Annotated in this window: 18 protein-coding genes; 10 read left to right on the top strand and 8 right to left on the bottom strand. The window is 67.0% G+C overall.

Annotated elements, in window-relative coordinates:
* Nucleotides 1-36: 36 nt before the first annotated feature.
* On the bottom strand, nt 37-825 hold the full coding sequence (locus tag RM96_RS12450) for an SDR family oxidoreductase (protein ID WP_039010864.1): 789 nt from the start codon (nt 823-825) through the stop codon (nt 37-39).
* A 76-nt stretch (nt 826-901) separates the two neighbouring features.
* Nucleotides 902-1,792: a DMT family transporter gene (locus tag RM96_RS12445; protein ID WP_039011037.1), complete on the bottom strand. Its 891-nt coding sequence runs from the start codon at nt 1,790-1,792 to the stop codon at nt 902-904.
* A 244-nt stretch (nt 1,793-2,036) separates the two neighbouring features.
* Here RM96_RS12445 and RM96_RS12440 point away from each other — a divergent pair, with 244 nt between their 5' ends.
* Nucleotides 2,037-3,038, top strand: a complete 1,002-nt coding sequence (locus tag RM96_RS12440; protein ID WP_039010863.1) for a tripartite tricarboxylate transporter substrate binding protein — start codon at nt 2,037-2,039, stop codon at nt 3,036-3,038.
* Nucleotides 3,039-3,085: 47 nt separating this feature from the next.
* Nucleotides 3,086-3,565, top strand: coding sequence for a MarR family winged helix-turn-helix transcriptional regulator (locus RM96_RS12435; protein ID WP_039010861.1), 480 nt, complete (start codon nt 3,086-3,088; stop codon nt 3,563-3,565).
* Nucleotides 3,566-3,596: 31 nt separating this feature from the next.
* Here the strand turns inward: RM96_RS12435 and RM96_RS12430 are convergent, their stop codons facing one another.
* Nucleotides 3,597-5,870 carry a xanthine dehydrogenase family protein molybdopterin-binding subunit gene (locus RM96_RS12430; RefSeq protein WP_039010860.1) on the bottom strand — a complete coding sequence of 758 codons (2,274 nt, stop codon included), beginning with the start codon at nt 5,868-5,870 and terminating at the stop codon, nt 3,597-3,599.
* A gap of 89 nt (nt 5,871-5,959) precedes the next feature.
* Here RM96_RS12430 and RM96_RS12425 point away from each other — a divergent pair, with 89 nt between their 5' ends.
* Entirely contained in the window at nt 5,960-6,709 is a 750-nt protein-coding gene (locus RM96_RS12425; protein WP_039010859.1) for a TetR/AcrR family transcriptional regulator, read from the top strand.
* A 27-nt stretch (nt 6,710-6,736) separates the two neighbouring features.
* Here RM96_RS12425 and RM96_RS12420 read toward each other — a convergent pair whose 3' ends face one another.
* Genes RM96_RS12420 through RM96_RS12405 form a run of 4 tightly spaced genes read right to left on the bottom strand, consistent with a single transcriptional unit; the run spans nt 6,737 to nt 10,058 of the window.
* Nucleotides 6,737-7,378, bottom strand: coding sequence for an N-carbamoylsarcosine amidohydrolase (locus RM96_RS12420; RefSeq protein WP_039010858.1), 642 nt, complete (start codon nt 7,376-7,378; stop codon nt 6,737-6,739).
* Complete coding sequence (locus RM96_RS12415) at nt 7,371-8,450, bottom strand: 2,5-dihydroxypyridine 5,6-dioxygenase (RefSeq protein WP_039010857.1); 1,080 nt, start codon at nt 8,448-8,450, stop codon at nt 7,371-7,373. Before RM96_RS12415 ends, RM96_RS12420 begins: the two co-directional genes overlap by 8 nt.
* A 13-nt stretch (nt 8,451-8,463) precedes the next feature.
* A complete protein-coding gene (locus tag RM96_RS12410) occupies nt 8,464-9,294 on the bottom strand; it encodes an alpha/beta fold hydrolase (protein WP_039010856.1) in 831 nt (276 codons plus the stop codon).
* 11 nt (nt 9,295-9,305) lie between these two features.
* Nucleotides 9,306-10,058 (bottom strand): maleate cis-trans isomerase family protein, encoded by a 753-nt coding sequence (locus tag RM96_RS12405; RefSeq protein ID WP_039011035.1) that lies wholly within the window; start codon nt 10,056-10,058, stop codon nt 9,306-9,308.
* Between the two features lie 351 nt (nt 10,059-10,409).
* On the opposite strand from RM96_RS12405, the gene RM96_RS12400 reads away from it, so the two are divergent.
* The 6 genes from RM96_RS12400 (at nt 10,410) to RM96_RS37045 (ending at nt 18,287) form a co-directional block, all read left to right on the top strand.
* Nucleotides 10,410-11,570 carry an FAD-dependent monooxygenase gene (locus tag RM96_RS12400; protein ID WP_039010855.1) on the top strand — a complete coding sequence of 387 codons (1,161 nt, stop codon included), beginning with the start codon at nt 10,410-10,412 and terminating at the stop codon, nt 11,568-11,570.
* 90 nt (nt 11,571-11,660) lie between these two features.
* A complete protein-coding gene (locus RM96_RS12395; RefSeq protein WP_039010853.1) occupies nt 11,661-12,167 on the top strand; it encodes a (2Fe-2S)-binding protein in 507 nt (168 codons plus the stop codon).
* Entirely contained in the window at nt 12,164-15,103 is a 2,940-nt protein-coding gene (locus tag RM96_RS12390) for a c-type cytochrome (RefSeq protein ID WP_039010852.1), read from the top strand. Before RM96_RS12395 ends, RM96_RS12390 begins: the two co-directional genes overlap by 4 nt.
* A 615-nt stretch (nt 15,104-15,718) precedes the next feature.
* The gene (locus tag RM96_RS12385; RefSeq protein WP_238587247.1) at nt 15,719-17,119 is read left to right on the top strand and encodes an MFS transporter; all 1,401 of its coding nucleotides are present in this window, start codon (nt 15,719-15,721) and stop codon (nt 17,117-17,119) included.
* Between the two features lie 196 nt (nt 17,120-17,315).
* A complete protein-coding gene (upp, locus tag RM96_RS12380; RefSeq protein ID WP_039010851.1) occupies nt 17,316-17,966 on the top strand; it encodes a uracil phosphoribosyltransferase in 651 nt (216 codons plus the stop codon).
* A 150-nt stretch (nt 17,967-18,116) separates the two neighbouring features.
* Complete coding sequence (locus RM96_RS37045) at nt 18,117-18,287, top strand: DUF3149 domain-containing protein (RefSeq protein WP_082016530.1); 171 nt, start codon at nt 18,117-18,119, stop codon at nt 18,285-18,287.
* Nucleotides 18,288-18,338: 51 nt separating this feature from the next.
* On the opposite strand, the gene RM96_RS12375 is transcribed toward RM96_RS37045, so the two are convergent.
* Nucleotides 18,339-19,862: a helicase HerA-like C-terminal domain-containing protein gene (locus RM96_RS12375; protein WP_039010849.1), complete on the bottom strand. Its 1,524-nt coding sequence runs from the start codon at nt 19,860-19,862 to the stop codon at nt 18,339-18,341.
* A 230-nt stretch (nt 19,863-20,092) separates the two neighbouring features.
* Here RM96_RS12375 and RM96_RS12370 point away from each other — a divergent pair, with 230 nt between their 5' ends.
* Nucleotides 20,093-20,818: a YebC/PmpR family DNA-binding transcriptional regulator gene (locus RM96_RS12370; RefSeq protein ID WP_039010848.1), complete on the top strand. Its 726-nt coding sequence runs from the start codon at nt 20,093-20,095 to the stop codon at nt 20,816-20,818.
* Nucleotides 20,819-20,899 lie beyond the last annotated feature (81 nt).

Genomic DNA, 20,899 nt, shown 5'->3' with positions numbered 1-20,899 from the left:
ATGCAATGCGGCCGCACATGGCGGCCGCAGTCGGACTCAGAACGTGCCGGGGTACGCTCCGCCGTCGAGCAGGATATTCTGGGCGGTGATAAAGCCGGCGTGACGGCTGCACAGGAACGCACAGGTGGCGCCAAACTCGGCCGGGTCGCCAAAGCGGCGCGACGGGTTCTGCGCGGCGCGGCGCTCCGCCACCTCCTCGACCGACAGGCCGGCCTTCTTGGCACCGCCTTCCATGGTCTTGAAGAGGCGGTCGGTGTTGAACGGTCCCGGCAGCATATTGTTGATGGTTACGCCGTGCTGCGCCACTTCGCGCGCCACGCCGGCCACGAAGCCAGTCAGGCCGAAACGCGCACCGTTGGACAGGCCAAGCACGTCGATCGGTGCCTTCACCGCCCCGCTGGTGATGTTGATGATGCGGCCCCACTTGCGCGCAATCATGCCGTCCACGGTGGCCTTGATCAGCTCGATCGGGGTCAGCATATTGGCGTCGAGCGCTGCCAGCCAGTCATCACGATCCCAGTCGCGGAAATTGCCCGGCGGCGGGCCACCGGCGTTATTGATGAGGATGTCGAGGTCGCCAAGCTTGGCCGCTGCGTCCAGCGCCGCCTTGCGGCCGGCGGGCGTGGAGATATCGGTAGCCACCGCGACCACGCGGCGGCCGTGGCGGGCGCGCAGGCCGGCGGCAGCCTTCTCCAGCGCCTCGGCGCCGCGTGCCACGATCACCACATCGACGCCTTCGGCGGCCAGCGCGTCGGCGCAGGCAAATCCGAGTCCCTTGCTGGCACCGCACACCAGTGCGTGCTTACCGCGCAGTCCGAGATCCATCTCTTGCTCTCCTTGATCCTTGTTGGTCGGTGGCTTGTTCATTGCCGGCCGTCAGCGCCACGCTGCCGCCTTGAAATCATTTCCTCTTGCGTGCGGATAGCAGGTACATGCCACCCAGCACCAGGGCACTGCCCGCCAGTTGCACGCTGCTGATCGGTTCGCCGAGCAGCCAGAAGCCCAGCAGCAGCGTCGACACCGGGCCGAGCATGCCTGCCTGCGAAGCCATCGGCGCGCCAATGCGCGACACCGCAACCATGGTCAGCGACACCGGCAACACCGTGCAGAACACCGCATTGATGAGTGACAGCCACATCACCGGCGCCGGCTGCGCCAGTTCCGGCACGGCCCGTCCCAGCGCCAAGTACTGCAGCACGCAGCACGCGGTGGACACACACATCGCATACGCCACCAGCCGCAGCGAGCCGATCCGGCGCACCAGCTCGCCGCTGGCGATCAGGTAGATACCATACGTCATGGCACTGCCAAGCACCAGCGCGCCGCCCAGCCAGACCTGGCTGCCGCTGACATCCAGGTCATGCGCAAACACCAGCACGATGCCGACGTAGGCCAGCAGCAGAGACACCCACTGCCGCGCACTGATGGGCCGGCGGAATACCAGCGCCGTCGTCAGCAGCACGAATGAAGGCGTGAGGAACAGGATCAGCCGCTCCAGCCCCGCCGTGATGTATTGCAGGCCAAGGAAATCCAGGAAACTGGACAGGTAGTAGCCGATGAAACCGAGAAAGACCACGCGCCCGCGATCGGCCCAGGACAGCGGCGGCAGCCGCCTTGCCTGCCACCAGCCGATGGCCATGAATAGCGGCACCGCAAACAGCATGCGCAGCGTGATCACCATCACGGCATCCACGTTGTAGCGGTACATCAGCTTGGCAACGATCGCCTTGGCGGAGAACAGCACCGCGCCGACGGCGGCAATGGCAAGCCCCGAACGCTGCGGCGACGGCAGCGCGGCAGGTACGGCGAGAGACTTCTGGGAGGCGGGCACGGGGAATACTGGGGGAAAAGCGGGCGGGCACGTCGGCCCCGCGAAACGACCCGACGATTGTATTCTAAAAGACGCAATGGCATCGGCGCCCACTACGGGGCGCACCGGCTCCGCCGCCCATGCCTGCAATCCCATACAATGGCCGCGCGCCGGCTGCGTCACCGCCGCCGCCAGAACAACAGACCAACGAGGAGATCCCGCCATCATGCCAACCCGTCCCGCACACCCCGGCCGCCCCCTCCTGCTCGCCGCGATGGCCGGCGCCGCCGCCCTGGCCGGCAGCTTCAGTGCCAGCGCAGCGCCTGGTGGCGCCTTCCCCTCCAGGCCGATCCGGTTCGTCGTCCCCTACGCCGCCGGCGGTACCACCGACCTGGTGGCGCGCACCGTGGGCCAGCGCGTGGGCGAGAAGCTGGGCCAGCCAGTGGTGATCGAGAACCGCCCCGGCGCCGGCGGAAATATCGGCATGGACGCCGTGGCCAAGGCCGCCCCGGACGGCTACACGATCGGCTTCGGTGCGATTTCCACCAATGCGCTGAATCCGCATATCTACAAGCAGGTGCCGTTCGACCCGCGCAAGGACTTCACCGCGATCAGCCTGCTCGGCACCTCGACCATCGTGCTCGAAGTCAGCCCGACACTACCGGTGAAGAACGTCAAGGAACTGGTGGCCTACGCCAAGGCGAATCCCGGCCTGACCTATGCGACCGCCGGCACCGGCACCTCGATGCACCTGGCCGGCGCGATGTTCGCGCAGATGACGCAGACCAGCCTGACGCATGCGCCCTACAAGGGTAGCAGCCCGGCCATCAACGACATGCTGGGCGGCCATATCGCGGTGATGTTCGACAACCTGCCGGCTTCGCTGCCGCATATCCAGGCAGGCAAGCTGCGCGCGCTGGCAGTGGCCGGCAAACAGCGCGCGGCGTCGCTGCCGGATGTGCCTACACTGGCCGAGGCCGGATTGCCGGATTATGCAGTCGAGCCGTGGTTCGGCGTGTATGGGCCCGCCAACCTCCCGGCACCGGTGGTGCAGGCGCTCAACGCGGCGTTCGTCGAAGCGCTGGCCCGTCCCGATGTGCGCGAGAAGCTGGCGCAGGCAGGCTTCAACCCCAGGGGCTCGGGCGCGGCCGAGCTGCAGGCGCTGACGCAGTCGGAGTACGAGCGCTTCGGCAAGGTCGCGAAGACGGCGGGCATCACCGTCGAATAAGCAGCGGATATACTCGGGGCACGCTCATCCACCGCATTACGATCGACGTGCCCCAGCCCTCCGCTTCCGCCGCAGACACCACTGCCACCGACTACGATTTCACCGAGCAGGTGGGCCACCTGCTGCGGCGTGCCTACCAGCGCCACGTGGCGATCTTCCAGCAGACCATTCCGGATTCGCAGCTGACCGCGGCGCAGTTCGTGGTGCTATGCGCGGTCAGGGACCGCCAGCCGTGCTCGCTCAATGAAGTGGTGCGTGCGACGGCGATCGACCAGGCAACGGTGCGCGGCATCATCGAGCGCCTGAAGGCACGCAAGCTGATCGCGGTGTCGCATGATCCCAATGACCGGCGCAAGGTGGTGGTGACGGTAACGCCCGCCGGACTGGCATTGATCGACGAGACGGTGCCGTTTGCGAAGCAGATTTCGGAGCAGACCTTCGGCAGCCTGAATCCCGCGGAGCGGGTGGCGGTGACTTACCTGCTGCGCAAGATGAGCGAGATCGATGAGGGCAATGGCGGCGGTTAAGCGCGCCAGTGTCTGACAATACCCGCCAAGGTCAACCGCTTCGCAAAGCCGCCAACACTGTCTCCGGCACGAACGGCGGCCGACGCAGCCGCACACCAATCGCATCGAACAACGCATTGGCAATCGCCGGCGCTCCCGGCAGCGATGCCGACTCCCCCGCTCCCAGCGGCGGCTCTGACTGCCGCGGCATCAACACCACCTCGATCGGCGGAATCTCCGGAAACGTCAGCAACGGATAGCTGCCCCATTCACGGCTGGCGACGCCGTCCGCATCGAAGCACACCTGCTCCTTCAACACACGGCTCAGCGACTGCACCACGTTGCCGTGAATCTGGTGCCGCACGCCGTCCGGGTTGACCATCATGCCGGTGTCCTGCCCGACCACCAGCTTATCGACCTTGATGCGCCCCGTCGCGGCATCCACCGACAAATCGACAACCCATGCCGCCCACGCCGCGCCGAATCCCGGAAAGCGGCTGTGGACATAGCGCGCGTAGGCAACACCGCGCCCGCGCAACTGGCCATCCGCATCGGGCGTACCGCGCGAGCCTTGCACCCCGCGCTGCCAGCCCGCGGCGTTCGCCACCGCGCGCAGCAATTCGGCGGCACGCGGATCCGGCAAATGGCGCAAGCGGAAATCCACCGGATCGACGCCGGCCTCGGCGGCGAGTTCATCGATCATGCATTCGTGCGCAAACGAGTTCGGCAGCGCCGAGACGCCGCGCAGCCATGACGCGCGCACGATCGCAGGCGTGTCGTCGCAAGCGATGCGGCGCGCACGGTAGGCGTATGGCGGCACCGCGGTGCGGTCACCCATTTCCAGCGTGCGCGGCGCATTGGGCACGGTGCCGGTCAGGACCAGTGCCAGCGTCGGTGCATCGTTGGACGGGTAGCGGCTGGTGAAGTCATAGCCGAGCAGCTCACCGTCGGTGCCCAGCGTGGCACTGACGTCCATCAGCTGGGCCGCGCCCTTGGGTTCCCACAAGTGCTCCTGCTCGCGGGAGAGCTGAACGCGCACCGGCCGGCCGGCCGCGCGCGACAACAGCGCCGCATCGGCGCAGACATCGTCCGCGCAATTGCGCCCGTAGCAGCCGGCGGCTTCCATGCGCACGATCTCGATGCTGTCCTCGCCGAGTCCGCACAACCACGCGAGGTCGATGCGCAAGACATGCGGGTTCTGCGTGCCGGACCAGACTGTCAGGCCGTCCTCATGCCAGTCCGCCACCGCGCAAGACGGGCCGATCGAGCCGTGCATCTGGTATGGCCAGACGTAGTGCCGATCGAGGATCCTGCCTGCACCGCCCGGCGGCATCTCGCCCTCGCTCAGCAGCTCGCGCCGCTGCGCGGGATTGGCGCGCAGCGCCGGCTCGGGGTCGTCCAGCGCCGGCAGCGGCGGCACAGGCTTCCATTTAAGCCGCAGCCTGCGCGCGGCCAGCACCGCGTATTCCTCGCGCTCCGCCACCACGCCGACGAAGTCGCCCTGCACCACCACGTCGACCAGGCCTGGCACGTCGCGTACGGAATCGCGATCGACTTTCAGCAGGCAATTGCCGACGAAGCCGCCGCTATCTCGCCCGGCGTAGGGCGGGCGCACCACGCGGCCATGCAGCATGCCGGGCACACGCACATCGTGCACGAAGGTGAGCACTCCGCGCGCCTTGTCCGGGATATCGACGCGGCCGGCCGGGCGGCCGACGATGCGGTAGGACTCGACCGGCTTGGTCTGCACGTCATCGGCCAGCGGCAAAGCGACATGTTCGCCTTGCACCAATGCGCCGTAGCCAATGCTGGCCTCGGTGCCGGGCACACGGAATACGCCGTCCTCCGCCTCCAGCCTGCCCGGCTCCACCCCGAACTGCCGGGCAGCCTGCGCCTGCAGCCACGCGCGCGCCTGCGCGGCGGCGCGGCGCAGCGGAATGGCGGAAATCTGGATCGACGCGCTGGCGATGGTCGGACCCTGGTTGGGCGTGGCCTCGGTATGGCCCAGCACCATGCGCACCCGCTCCAGCGGCACGTCGAGCTCCTCGGCCACGATCTGCGCCAGTGCGGTGCGGATGCCGGTGCCCAGGTCGACGTGGCCGTTGAAGGCCAGCACCTCGCCGCTGTCGCGCACCGCGATAAAGATATCGGGCAGCGCCGGCACATAGTCCGAGGCCGCGCCGGGCTGCCCGGGCGCAGGACGCGCCGCCGGCTGCGGCGCGCGCGTGACCAGCAGCACGCCGCTGGCCTGCAGCAGCGCCAGCCGCAGTGCGCGCGGCGTGGCGGGGTCGGCCTGGGCCGCGGGTGGCAGGGTCGTTGCCGTCATTGTCTTGCCATCTCCTTCACCGGCCGGGCTGCGCGGCCCGGCGCGCCGTTATACTGCGAGCCAGACGTGACACAGCCCAACCCACCATCATGACGATCACCACTGCGACCAAGCCTGCCGCCAGGCGGGCGGCCGTCGGCACCCGGGCCAGGCAAGCGCAGGACAGCCGCGACCGCATCCTGAAGGCTGCGATCAAGGTATTCGCGCAGCGCGGCTACGACGGCGGGCGCATCGAGCGCATCTCGTCGCTGGCCAAGACCTACGACCGGATGATCTACTACTACTTCGGCAGCAAGGAAAAGCTGTTCGTCGAAGTGCTGGAAACCATCTACCTGCAGCTCAACGAGGCCGAGCAGAAGCTCGAACACGAACTCGACGCCGCCGACCCGGTGCGCGCGCTGTCGCAGCTGATCGACTTTATCTGGCAGTACTACCTCGACCATCCGGAATTCGTCGCGATCCTGACCAGCGAGAACATGAGCCAGGGCAAGCACGCGAAGAAGTCCGTCCGGCTCAGGGAAATCTCCAGCTACGCGCTGTCGGTGCTGGACGGCATCCTCACGCGCGGCAAGGCCGCCGGGCTGTTCCGGCCGGACGTGGGGGCGCGCGACGTCTACCTGGTGATCGCTTCGCTCGGCTACTTCTACAACTCCAACCATCATACGCTCAGCGCCTTCCTGGGCGAGGCCATGATGAGCGCGCCGGCACTGGCGCACTGGCGCGATATGATCCAGCAGACGGTGCTGCGCACGGTGGCCGTGCCTGGCTCCGAGCCAGCTGTGGCGCCGCCGGCCGCGCCGCGCAAGACGGCGCGCGCCAGACGAGCAGCGGCAGCCTGAAGACGGGCCCGGCCGCATCGTCTCGTCTCAGGCAGCGGCCCGGACGCCAGCGCCGGCGATCTGCGCCAGCGCTTCATCGCGCGTCAGCACCGTGGCGTACTTCTGCGCCATGTCGAACAGGTTGGCGTCGTGCGGGCCGAGCGCGCGGTCGCCCACGCAGTCGGATACCACCAGCGGGCGGAAGCCCAGCGACATCGCGTCGACCACGCTGGCGCGCACGCAACCGCTGGTCACGCAGCCCGCCACCAGCAGCGTCTGCACGCCGCGCTGCGTCAGCCACGCGGCCAGCGAGGTGCCAAAGAACGCCGACGGCACTGTCTTGCGCACCACCAGCTCGCCCGGCGCCGGCGCCAGCTCCGGCACGATCTGGCTGTTGTGGCCATCTTCCTTCAGCGTCAGCATGCCCGGCACCTTCAGCGTGAAGATATTGTGGTCGCTGTCGTCGTCGGCAAACACGATGCGGCTGTGCGCCACCGGCCAGCCCTGCTCGCGCGCAGTGCGCAAGAGCGGCCGCGTGTTGCGGATTGCCTCCGGGATATTGCCGCCGCCGAACACGGCCGGATCGGCAAAGCCATTGACGAAGTCGATGATCAGCAGGCCGTACGGCGCACGCAGTTCCATCGACGCGCCGAAGCCCTGGCGCTGGTAAGTCTGCATTGCGTCATCCATGGCGCGATTCCTTATAGAGCGATGCGGCGGGGGCATGGTGCCCGTCCATCACCTTGCCGCGCACCACCACCGGCTCGCCGTCGAGGCTGACCGTGCAATGGCGCACCGGGATGTCGATATGGCAGGCGGTAGTGCGGCCGCCGCCAGCTTCATTGTTGGGACCGAACGAGCACAGGAAGTTGCCCTCGTAGGCGCGCGCGTCCATGCCGATGGTGGCCTCGCGGTCGTACATCGCCAGCGCCGACCAGCTTGCGCGAGGCTGCAGCCCCCAGCCGATATGCGACATCGCATAGGCTTCCGGGTCATTGAACGAGGCCATGTAGTCCGCCAGCAGCTCGGCATCCACGCCGCCTTCGATGCGGCGCACGTAGCCCGCCTCGACCGTGATGCGGATCGGCGCCTGGAGATAGGACTTCATCGGCAGCAGGATGTCGCCGCGGTCCAGCACGATGGTGCCGTTGGTACCGCCCTCGTCCGGCCAGGTCAGCACGAAGCCGCTCGGCCAGTGGTCCCAGCGGCCGGGCTCGTCGACGAAGCCGTACTCGCTGATCGCCGGGAATTCGCCGAGGCGGCAGCGCAGGTCCATGCCCGCATCGGACACGATATGCATCTCGCGCGCCTTGCCCAGCCGTGCGGTCGCGGCCTTGACGCGGGTGCGGTCGGCCTCGGTCGGCACCAGCCGCGCCAGCACTTCGGGGGGCTCCACCGCCAGCAGTATCCTGGTGCCACCGGCCAGGATCTCATGCTGCTCAGGCGAGAACAGCAGCGTCATCAAATCCAGCACCAGGTCACTGGCCTTCAGCGCGGCAATGGCGGCCGGGTTGCCGGTCAGCGGCGTGGTGCCGAGGTAGGCCAGCGCATCGCGGCTCAGTGCCTTCTCGCCATTGACTGGCGGCAGGTCGAGCCGGTTGACGATGGCGCCCATCGACTGCGCCGCCACCAACGCCGTGCGCAGCGTCTGCGGGTGCGTGGCCGCGCCGGTCAGCACCGTGACGGTCTGCCCCGGCTGCAGCTTCGACAGCGTCAGCACCTGCTTCCATGCCGTGGTCAGGTCGTAATCGCTTATGGGCATGTTCCCTCCTTGGTCAGTTCAGTGCCGCGCCGAGGAAGTCGCCGAAGGCGCGGTAGAAACCCGGCTCGTCGTCCCACGGGATCATGTGGCCGGCATTGGCCACATGCGCGACCAGCAACGCGGGCAGCAACGTGCCCATTTCCTGCACGTCTTCCGCGCGGATCACATCGCCGCGCCCGGCGGTCATCAGCAGCGCCGGCACCGACACTTGCGGCAGGTCGGCGTGGATATCGTCCTCATGGAAGCCGTTGAAGCTGGCCAGGATCGCGCGCTCGTCGCAGGTGTGCAGCCACTGCGCGCGCAGGCGCAGCTGGTCCTCGGTCCAGGTCGGGCAGAAGCGGCGCATGCCTTCCACATCGATGCCCTGCTGTGCCAGCCGGATCGAATCGACGTACCACGGCAGTTGCGACGGGTACGGACGACGCCCCGGCCCCGACACCGGCGGATCGACCAGCACCAGCCGCGTCAGCCCGGCGGGCGTGGCGCGCGCGGCGCGGATACCGATGCGTGCGCCCATCGAATGGCCGACGATGGCATAGCGCCGCAGCCCGAGGGCCTCGGCAAAGGCAACCACGTCCGCCGCCTGCGCGTCCAGGCTGTAGTCCAGCTCTGGCCCGGCCTGCGACAGCCCGCGGCCGCGCACATCGAGCACATAGGTATCGAACTGCCGCCCGAACTGCTCGCCGACAAAGCCCCACGTCACCGCCGGGCTGGTAATGCCCGGCACGATCACGATGGCATCGCGCTGCGCGCGCGCACCATCCTGCCCGCCGTAGCGCAGGTAGTGCTGGCGGATGCCGTTGGCGTGGACGTTGGCGCCGTAGAGGAAGGTGCTGGTCGTCATGGCCGGCCCCTTCAGTAAGCGCCCGACAGCAGCGCGCCCGCGCCCGGCACCACCGGCTCCAGGCCCAGGCGCTTGAGCAACGCGTAGGTCGTGGCGATGGCGGCGGTGACCACCGGCTTGCCGGTCATCGCCTCCACCCTGGCCACCGCCGGCAGCGACGGCATTTGCACGCAGGCGGACAGCACGATGACATCGGCGTCGGCGGTATTCATCTGCGCGACGATGTCGGGCAGCCGGGACGGGTCGTGGCGGCCCACTTCGAGGTTGTCGGGGATCTCCAGCGCGCGGTAGTCGACGACCTCGTAGCCTTCATTGCGGATGTAGTCGACCACCAGCTCGGTCAGCGGCTTCATGTAGGGCGCCACCACGGCGATGCGCTTCGCGCCCATCACCTTGAGCGCATCCACCAGCGCACCGGCGCTGGTGATCACGGGCGCGTCGCCGCCGTTCTCGGCGGTATGCGCCTGCAGGCGCTGCTCGGAGACACGGTGGTAGCCGTGGCCCATCGCCATGATCGCCACCAGGCAGGCGTAGCCAAGCACGTCGACGCGGGCGTCGCTCAGCTCCACCGCGCAGCGGTCGGATTCGGCGTCCATCGCCGCCAGCTCCTCCTTGACCACCTTCTTCATCCGCATCCGGCTTGAATGGAAGGTGAAGCGCTCCGGGCGCACCAGCTGACGCGCGGCCAGCATCGCCGGGATCTCGGTTTCCATCGTGGTGTTGGAGCTCGGCACGATCTGGCCGATTCGGAAAACTTTCTGCACTGTCGACTCCGTCATTGGTTTGTCTGTCTACCCGCCTGCGCTGGCTTGCCGGCCCTGCACGCTTCGATCGATTGTAGTGTACACACTTTATCTAGGCAAACAGAATCTGCACCGGGAATATTTCACTCATTCAGTGCACACTTAATTAACCAATCCATGTTTTTGCACATAAATTCACCGATATAGCGCAGCGTGGATGCTCAATCATGTTTTCATCAGGGTTTTCCATAGGTTCGCGATTTTCTTCCTTTACGTTGATATTTTGAGTGTGTACACTCATTTTCAACGGTCGGCCACACGGCCATCCCCGCCCCTAAACGACCCATGTGTCATTGCCCCAGGAGAAAGAACGTGCAAGGCAAACCGCGAATCGCAGTTGTCGGCGCCGGACTCGGAGGGACGGCCGCGGCCGCCCTGCTGCAGCGAGCCGGCTTCCAGGTCAGGCTGTATGAACAGGCACCGGCGTTCTCGCGCCTGGGCGCCGGCATCCATGTGGGGCCCAATGTGATGAAGATCATGCGGCGCATTGGCATCGAGGACGCGCTCAACGACATGGGCTGCCACCCTGACTACTGGTACAGCCGCGACGGCCTGACCGGCGAGGTGATCGCGCAGATCCCGCTGGGCGACTACGCGCTGCGCCACTACGGCGCCAGCTACCTGACCGTGCACCGCGGCGACTTCCACAAGCTGCTGACCGATGCCGTGGCGCCCGGCACGCTGCTGTTCGACAAGAAGCTGGAAAGCGTCACCGACCAGGGCGACGTGGTGCAACTGCGCTTCACCGACGGCACGGTGGAAGAAGCCGATATCGTGGTCGGTGCCGACGGCGTCAATTCGCGCATCCGCGAAACCCTGCTGGGCGCCGAGCCGCCCAAGTACACCGGCTACGTGGCGCACCGCGCGGTATTCCCCATCTCGCGCGTCAAGGGCTTTACGCACGAGCGCTGCACCAAGTGGTGGACCGACGACCGCCACATGATGGTCTACTTCGACACCAGCAAGCTGGACGAGATCTACTACGTGACCGGCGTGCCGGAGCCCGAGTGGGACATGTGCAAGAGCTGGGTGCCGAGCAGCATCGAGGAGATGCGTGCCGCCTTCGATGGCTGGCACGAAGGTGTGCAATCGCTGATCGAAGGCACCGTCGAGGTGACCAAGTGGCCGCTGCTGGAACGCGACCCGCTGCCGTTATGGAGCCGCGGCCGCATGGTGCTGCTGGGCGATGCCTGCCACCCGATGAAACCGCACATGGCGCAAGGCGCGGCAATGGCGATCGAGGATGCGGCCATGCTGACGCGCTGCTTCACCGAGGCCGGCGTTGACGACTACGCCAGCGCGTTCGCGCTGTATGAAGCCAACCGCGCCGAGCGCGCCGGCAAGGTGCAGCTGGTCTCGCACAACAACACCTGGCTGCGCAGCAACGAGAACCCGGACTGGTGTTTCGGCTACGATGTGTTCAACGTGCCGCTGGTATCGGCCGGGACCAGGCCGCTGTCCGCGGCGGCCTGACCGCCTGCCAGATCCTGCCCGCCGCAGCCCCTCGCCAAGGAAGGGGCGCGGCGCCGCGAAGCGTGACGTTCAAACCGCCCCCAGCCCCCGATGAACACGCCCCGCCCCCCTGTCCGCATGGTGCTGCAGGTCAACCACGCCGAGCACACACTCAGCGTGGCGCCTGACACGCCGCTGCTTTATATCCTGCGCAACGACCTGTGCTGCAACGGCCCCAAGTACGGCTGCGGGCTGGGCCAGTGCGGCGCGTGCACGGTGCTGGTGGACGGCTTGCCCGCACGCGCTTGCGTGCTGCCGGTCCGGGCCGCGGTGGGCCATGCGGTGACCACGCTTGAGGGTCTCGGCACGGCGGAGCTTCCCGATCCGGTGCAGCAGGCCTTTATCGACGAGCAAGCCGCGCAATGCGGCTATTGCCTGAACGGCATGATCATGACCGTCAAGGCGCTGCTCGCGCAGAATCCCGATCCCGACGAAGCGCAGATCCGCGAGGCGCTGCGCTTCAACCTGTGCCGCTGCGGCACGCATGTGGAGATCGTGCGCGCGGTAAAGCGCGCCGCGGTGCTGCAACGGCGGGCCAGCGAGGGAGCGGCATCGTGACGCAAAGACTCGTGCCGCACGCCGGGCGTGCCAGCGTTGTGGCGGAGCTTGCGCCACCGCCGGCGGCGAAATGCCTCGTCGCCCATGTGCTGACGCCGCCCGGCCTGCGCTGGATCGGCGGCAAGCCGCTCTCGCCGCGCCTCCTTGGCGCTGACCACCACGCGGCACTGGCACTGCCGGGCGTGCGCGCGGTGGTGCTCCGCCACCGGTTTGCGGGCGTTGTGGCGGAGTCGGATGCGCTCGCAGCCAATGCCGCGCATGCCTTGCAGGCGCGCTGGTCGGCACCCCCGCGCGCTGACGGCGCACCCGTGCCGCGCCGCGCGCTCACGCAAGTCGGCGCCCCCAGCGAAGTGCTGGCCAACGCCGCGACGCGCCACGCGCAGGACTACCAGTGGCCGCTGGCCGGCACCAATGCAGAGGCCCGCTGCACCGTCATCGCCGACTGGCGCGACGGTATGCTGCATGTGTGGCTGCCCGGCACGCGCCCGGGCGCATTGCGCGAGGAACTGGCCGCGCTGCTGGGCATCGCGCCGCAACAGGTGGCGCTGGCCTGCTGGCAAGCGCCGGATGATGACGCCGACCCAACGCTGCTGGCGCACCACGCCGCTGCCGACGCCGCGCTGCTTGCCCATGCCGCCGGCAAACCGGTGATGCGCCGGCTGTGCGCCGACGACATCGGCTTGTCCGACGCCGTACTGTCCGTGCGCGTCGACACCGCACAGTCCGGCGCTGCCATCGATGCCTACGCCACCACGCTGGCCGGCACCGCCGCGCCGTGGGTGCCGCTGGCGCTGTGGCTCACGCATACGCCGTCGCCAGTGACGGACGGCACAGACACAGCCCAGGCAGGCAACGCCGGCAATCCGCCCTACCGCATTCCCAATGTCGATGTCGGCATGGTCGGCGCGGTCGGCGATAGCGCCACCTTCGATGCCGCACCGCTTGCCGCCGCGCGCGCGCAGGTCTTTGCGCGCGAATCCCATCTCGACGAAATCGCCGCTGCATCGGGCAGCGATCCGGTCGCGCTGCGGCTCGCGCATCTCGACGATGCGCGGGGCGGGGCGCTGGTACGGCAGGTAAGCGAGCGCGCAGGCTGGTCGCCGGCCGCGCCGCGTGCCGCCGCAGCGGCCGGCAACGTGCGGCGCGGTCGCGGCTTCGCCTATGCGCACACCGTCGACCACGATGCCGGCCAGAGCTGGTCCGCGTGGGTGGCGGAAGTGGAAGTCGACGACACCACCGGCGACCTGGCAGTCACGCGCGTGACCGTGGGCCGCGACAGCGAATCGCTGGCGCCCACACAAGCCGCACCCGCCACGCGCTCGCTTGAACAGGCAGTCGCCGACACCGCACTGCAACTGACAGCCGCCACGCCTGGCTTCGACACCTGGCCATCCGCTGCGCCCACCGCCCGGATGCTGCCAGCGACGGCTGGCATCGCACTGCCGGAAGTGCGCCTGGCCGGCACGCTCGCCGGCTACGACAAGCTCGCAGCGGGGCCGGCCGATACGCTGCCCGCCGCCGCCGCAGTTGCCAACGCCATTTTCGATGCCACCGGCGTGCGCCTGCGCGCACCGCCCTTCAGCGCCGAACGCATCCGCCTGGCACTTGCCGAGAGTGAAGACAAGCGCGGCAGCCGGCGCAAGAAGCGTGGCTGGCTTGCCGCCGCTGCCGCCACCGCGGCCGGCCTGTGCGCGACGCTACTGCCGTGGCGTGCGCCGATCGCGCCGGTCGCACCGACCGAACCCGGCTTTTACTCCGCGGCCACGCTGGAGCGCGGCCGCCTGGTGGCCGCGGCAGGCGACTGTGCGGTGTGCCATACGGCGCCCGGCGGCGTGAAGAACGCCGGCGGCCTGCCGCTGGAAACGCCCTTCGGCACGGTGTACAGCACCAACATCACGCCCGATGTGCAAACTGGCATCGGCAACTGGTCGTTCGCGGCGTTCGAGCGCGCAATGCGGAAGGGCATCCACCGCGACGGGCGCCGCCTTTATCCGGCCTTCCCGTACACCGCGTTCGCCAAGGTCAGCGATGCCGACATGCAGGCGCTGTATGCCTACCTGATGGCCGCCGGGCCGGTGAAGTCCGAGGTCCCGCAAACCCGGCTCGCATTCCCGTTCAACATGCGGCCATTGCTGGCGGGCTGGAACCTGCTGTTCCATCGCAACGAACCATTTAAGCCCGACCCCTTGCGCTCCGCGCAATGGAACCGCGGCGCGTATCTCGCCGAAGGACTGGGCCACTGCAGTGCCTGCCATTCGCCGCGCAACGCGCTCGGCGCGGAACAGGGCGGGCGCAAGTACCTGACCGGCGGCAGTGCCGACGACTGGGAAGCGCCGCCGCTGACCTCGCTCACGCACGCGCCGGTGCCATGGACCGAGGCGGCACTGTTCACGTATCTGCGCGGCGGCTATGCGCCGCATCATGGTGCCGCGGCTGGGCCCATGGCACCGGTGGTGGAAGAACTCGCGCAGTTGCCGGAATCCGATGTGCGCGCAATCGCGCACTATGTGGCCTCGTTCGCCTCGCCGCCACCTGCGCCTTCGGTGCTGGCCGCGCAGGCAGCACAAATCGAGCAGCGCAGCGCGCAGGCCGCGCTCACCCTGAACGGTCCCGGCGAACGCCTGTACCAGAGCGCATGCGCGGTATGCCACCAGTCGGACCAGGGCATCGCGCAATTCGGCGTCAAGCCAGCGCTCGCACTGAATACCAACCTGCACAGCAAGCTCCCGGACAACGTGATCCAGGTGCTGCTGCAAGGCATGCCCGCACCGCCCGACAGTGAGCTGGGCGCGATGCCCGCCTATGCCGACACGCTCGACGACCGGCAGATCGCGCAGCTGACGCAGTACCTGCGAGCGCGCTTTGCCCCTGACCAACCCGCCTGGCAGGACCTGGAGAACACTGTCGCGCGCCTGCGTGCGGCACCTGCCCACTGAGACCAACGGAGACCCGCGCGGCGGGCTCGCCGCGCCTTCCGCATTCACGCTGACCGCACATACGCCGTGCCTGGCAAGGCGCTTCGCCACCGGGCAGGGAGCCGTGCGCTCCCTCGCTGGCGCCATGCGCGCGACGCGCGGGAAAACCCCGAGGAGGGAAATCGCAATTCGGCCTTGCCCGCCAGTTTCATGTAGCTTACGCTGAACGATCATGTAGTGCGCACTACATGAGTGCCGAAAGGCGCGCAGCGGTGCCTCCCCGCACAAGGAAAGCGCGCCGCAAGTGGCAGACGAGACAACACAACTACAAGATTGGCCCTTTACATCACCGGAAGCGCTGGCCCGGGGCTTGCATAGTCCATCGCCGTGCCGAGCGGGAGGCCGGGCCTGGACCAACCAAGGGTAGACAAGGAGTGACTATGTCGTATCAGCATCAGAAAGGTGGCGCGAGCGTACTACCGGGTTAGTTCCGGCCTCGCCAGATTGGAGTAGTCACCACGTTCGTTGCAACCCGGTGCGATGGCATCACGCATGAGTTGGTACCGTACTCTGGCCCTGCTTCGATAAACGTGTGCTTCCGAGTTCAAGAACCAGCCTATAAAGACAGGTAGACAAATGTCGTCATCAATTTCATCCATGGCAACAACGGCAATCCCAGAAGCAACGATCAGCCCGGCCCCCCAGCCGAGCGCGAGGGCAGCGTCGTCTCAGACCATCACGATTGAGCAGGGCATCCGCGCGGCCGGCGTCGGCCGGTTCCAGTATCGGCTGTTTGTCATATTTGGCCTGGTCTGGCTCGCTGACGCGATGCAGGTGCTCTCGATCGGATTTACCGCACCGTCCGTTGCGGCGACATTCGGCATTCCCGTGCCGACGGCTTTGCAGACCGGGACGATGTTCTTTGTCGGCATGCTGATCGGCGCTTTTGTGTTCGGTCGGCTTGCGGACAGGATCGGCCGCCGACCCGTGCTGATGATGGCGGTGGTCATTGACGCCATCTGTGGTGTCGCATCCGCCTTCGCACCCGACTTCCAGTGGCTTCTGCTGCTGCGCTTCCTGACAGGCATCGGCGTCGGCGGCACTTTGCCCGTTGACTACACCATGATGGCCGAGTTTCTGCCTTCCGACCGGCGCGGCCGCTGGCTGGTCCTGCTGGAGTCATTCTGGGCGGTCGGCACGATCTTGCTCGCCATTCTTGCGCTGATCGCTGTTTCGCGAGGCGACGGTGCCTGGCGGCTGATCTTCTTCGTCACTGGCATCCCCGCCCTGGTCGGCGTGGTATTTCGGTTCTTTGTTCCCGAGTCTCCGCTCTATCTGAACAGGGCGGGACGCTCGGCAGAGGCGCGCGCGGTGCTTCAGCGTGTAGCCGCCGCCAACCGCGTTTCCGTGGAGATCGGCTCGCTGGAGCCGCAGCAGATGGAGCGCAAATCGGTGCTTGCACTCTTCGCGGCCGGATGCCGGCGCCGCAGCATCTGCCTGCTGGCCGCCTGGATGCTCATCTCAATCGCCTACTACGGCGTCTTCGTCTATCTTCCGGTGAAGCTGGCTGGTCAGGGCTTTGGCTTCATGCGTGGACAGGTCTTCCTGATCCTGCTCGCACTGGTACAGCTTCCCGGGTTCGCGCTCGCCGCTCACGGCGTCGAGCGTTGGGGTCGGAAGCCGACCCTGATCGGCTTCCTGCTTCTCAGCGCGGCAGGTTGCATGCTCTATAGCCTGGGCCAGTCCACTGCGCTTGTCGTCGGCTCGACCTTGCTGATGAGCTTCGCGCTCCTCGGTACCTGGGGAGCACTCTATGCCTTCACGCCCGAGGTGTATCCGACGGATCTGAGGGCCAGCGGGATGGGCACCGCGGGTGCGATCGCACGCTTTGGCGGCCTCTTCGCACCGTCAATCATTGCACCCGTCATGGCCAGCCAGTTCACACTGGCCCTTGCGATCCTTTCGTCATTTCTTGCCATGGCAGCGCTCGCCATTTTCATGGTGGATATCGAGTCGAGAAACCGCGCGCTTGATTAGAGCCAGGCATCGGCGAGCCCGTGGGCGGTCCCAGCGGTCGAGGGAGCCCGCCGACGGTGCCAGCCTGGGCGGTACTCAACACGAAGCCACGGTCAGGGCGGCCCGCTTCCATTACAATCCGGCTGCAACGGCGCGGCGCCAGTGTCATCGATCTGGCGCCCGCTTCACCCTCTTCCGCCGAGCCTCGCCGCCTGCCATGAAACAAGATCCGCGCTTTCCCAACCTGTACATCCTCGACCACCCGCTGATCCAGCACAAGCTCTCGCACATGCGCGACAAGGACACGTCCACGCGCACCTTCCGGGAACTGCTGCGCGAGATCACGCTTCTGATGGGCTACGAGATCACCCGCAACCTGCCGCTGACCACGCGCCACATCGAGACGCCGCTGGTCGAGCTGGATGCGCCGGTGATCGCCGGCAAGAAGCTGACGATCGTGCCGGTGCTGCGCGCCGGGGTCGGCATGAGCGATGGCCTGGTCGAACTGATTCCGTCGGCGCGCATCGGCCATATCGGCGTCTACCGCGACGAGCAGCATCGCCCGGTCGAGTACCTGGTGCGCCTGCCCGATGTGGAAGACCGCAGCTTCATCCTGTGCGATCCGATGGTCGCCACGGGCTACTCGGCCGCGCATGCGGTGGATGTGCTCAAGCGCCGCGGCGTGAAGGACGAGGCCATCACCTTCGTTGCGCTGGTTGCGGCACCCGAGGGCGTCGAGGTGTTCCAGAAGGCGCATCCGAACGTGCAGTTGTTCGTGGCCTCGCTCGACAGCCACCTGGACGATCACGCGTATATCGTGCCAGGCCTGGGCGATGCAGGCGACCGCTTGTTCGGCACCAAGAACTAAGCACTGACGCGGGCCGGACTGCCAGCAGACGGTCCGGTCAGCGTCGAGCGGGCTTGATCCACCTCAACGGCGCGCCCGACGCCGCTCCCTACACTTGACGGCGCGCGGCCATCCGCCGCCTCAGTGTTTCAAACCCACAGGGAGCATCGCATGGAAGCCTTCAAGATCCTGTTTTCGACCAGCACCGGGCTGATGAGCCTTGCCGTGATTCTTTTCATTATCGGCATGGCCTGGTTCTTTGCGCGGATGTTCAGCCGCAAGATGCGCGAGGACGCAGCTGCGGCCAAGGCCGCGCGCTCGACGCCAGACGCGCAGCAGTGAAGCCCGCGGGTCGCCGCCACGCAGGCGACCCCGCCCTGACACCACCCCGCCTTACTTCTTCTTCCCGCCCAGCAAACTGCCAAGCACGCCGCGAATCAGCTCGCGGCCGACCTGCGAGCCTACGGTGCGCGCCGCCGATTTGGCCATCGATTCAAGAATCGAATCGCCCCGGCCGCTCTTGCCGGTGCCCTTGGTCAGCGTGCCGAAGATTTCTCCCGCCTGACCCAGCCAGCCGCCGCTTTCGGAGCCACCGGCAGCATCTCCCGCGGGCTTCTGTCCGGCCGTTCCGTTACCCGCCGCCGCAACGTTCCCTCGCAGCTTCTCATAGGCCGATTCGCGGTCGATGGTCTTTTCATACGTGCCCGCTACCAGCGAGGTCGCAATCAGTTGCTTGCGTTCGTCCTCCGTGGCCGGACCGATGCGGCTGCCGGGCGCCAGCACCCAGGCACGCTCGGTCACGCACGGCGTGCCCCTGGCGTCGAGGAACGACACCAGCGCCTCGCCCACGCCCAGTTCGCCGATCACCTTCTCCACATCCAGCTTGGGATTGGCACGCATGGTGGTAGCGGCCACCTTGACGGCCTTCTGGTCGCGCGGCGTAAAGGCGCGCAGTGCATGCTGCACGCGATTGCCGAGCTGGCCGAGCACGGTATCGGGGATATCGGCCGGATTCTGCGTGACGAAGTACACGCCTACACCCTTGGAACGGATCAGCCGCACCACCTGCTCGATCTTGTCGAGCAGGGCCTTGGGCGCGTCGTTGAACAGCAGGTGCGCCTCGTCGAAGAAGAACACGAGCTTGGGCTTGTCCAGGTCACCTGCCTCGGGCAGTTTCTCGAACAGCTCGGACAGCATCCACAGCAGGAACGTCGCGTACAGCTTGGGCGAGTTCATCAGCTTGTCCGCCGCCAGGATGTTGACCACGCCCTGGCCCTTGTCGGTCTGGATGAAGTCTTCCAGGTTGAGCATCGGCTCGCCGAAGAACACGTCGGCGCCCTGCGATTCCAGCGCGACCAGGCCACGCTGGATCGCGCCGATCGAGGCTGCCGAAATATTGCCGTACTCAGTGGTGAACTGCGCCGCGTTGTCGCCCACGTACTGGAGCATCGCGCGCAGATCCTTGGCGTCGAGCAGCAGCAGCCCGTTGGCATCGGCAATGCGGAACACCAGGTTGAGCACGCCCTGTTGCGTGTCGTTGAGCTCGAGCATGCGGGACAACAGCAGCGGTCCCATGTGCGACACCGTCGCGCGCACCGGATGCCCCTTTTCGCCAAACACGTCCCACAGTGTCGTCGGGCACGCACCCCACACCGGTTCCGGCAGGTTCAGCTCGGCCAGGCGCGCCTTGAGCTTGTCAGATGGCTGACCAGGCTGGGAAATGCCGGTCAGGTCACCTTTGACGTCAGCCAGGAAGACCGGCACGCCCAACCGGGAGAATCCTTGCGCCAGCGTCTGCAGCGTGACCGTCTTGCCGGTCCCGGTGGCACCGGTGACCAGGCCGTGCCGGTTACCCATCTCAGGGAGCAGGAATAGCTCTTGTTCGGCGTTCTTGGCAATGAGGATGGGTTCGGCCATGATCTCTCTGGTTCAAAAGGCCCTGTCCGGCGGGCCGCCCCAGAGGAGCGGCGCAGGCAAGGGCGCGTGATAAAATCCTGGGCTGATTATAGCCAGCAGCAAGGCACATCAGTCACCTGGCGCGCCCAGGCAGCAGCCAATACGCAACCAGCAAGCAGCCAGCGCGCGCAACGCACGGCAACCCCGCGCAACATCACCGCAACGTCTCAGTTTCCGCCTCGGAGAGAATCATGGCCGGTCATTCAAAATGGGCCAATATCAAACACAAGAAAGCCGCCGCTGACGCCAAGCGAGGCAAGATCTGGACCCGCCTGATCAAGGAAATCACCGTGGCCGCCAAGCTGGGCGGCGGCGATGCCGATTCCAACCCGCGCCTGCGCCTGTCGATCGACAAGGCGATGGACGCGAACATGCCCAAGGACAACATCCAGCGCGCCATCCAGCGCGGGGTGGGCGGCCTGGAAGGCGCCAATTACGAAGAAATCCGCTACGAAGGCTACGGCCTGGCCGGCGCCGCCATCATCGTGGACTGCCTGACCGACAACCGCACCCGCACCGTGGCCGAAGTCCGCCACGCGTTCTCCAAGCATGGCGGCAACATGGGCACCGAAGGTTCGGTCGCGTTCATGTTCACCCACTGCGGCCAGTTCCTGTTCGCCCCCGGCACGCCCGAAGACAAGCTGATGGAAGCCGCGCTGGAGGCGGGCGCCGACGATGTGCTCACCAACGACGACGGCTCGATCGAAGTGACCTGCCCGCCCAATGACTTCTCCGCGGTAAAGGCTGCGCTGGAAGCGGCCGGCTTCAAGGCGGAAGTGGCCGACGTGGTCATGAAGCCGCAGAACGAAGTCAGCTTCACCGGCGACGACGCGGTCAAGATGCAAAAGCTGCTCGACGCCCTGGAAAACCTGGACGACGTGCAGGAAGTCTTCACCAACGCAGCAATCGAAGACTAAGCAATAGCAAGCCCCCAACGGCGGCTGCCCGGACAAACAGACCAGGCGGCCGCCTTTTTGTATGCGTTTCTTTTCTGGCAG

Origin of the sequence: Cupriavidus sp. IDO (assembly GCF_000812465.1) — a bacterium.
In the GTDB taxonomy this organism is placed as follows: Bacteria; Pseudomonadota; Gammaproteobacteria; order Burkholderiales; family Burkholderiaceae; genus Cupriavidus.
The sequence above is the reverse complement of the archived record's forward strand: the minus strand, read 5'-3'. Positions and strand labels throughout refer to the sequence as shown.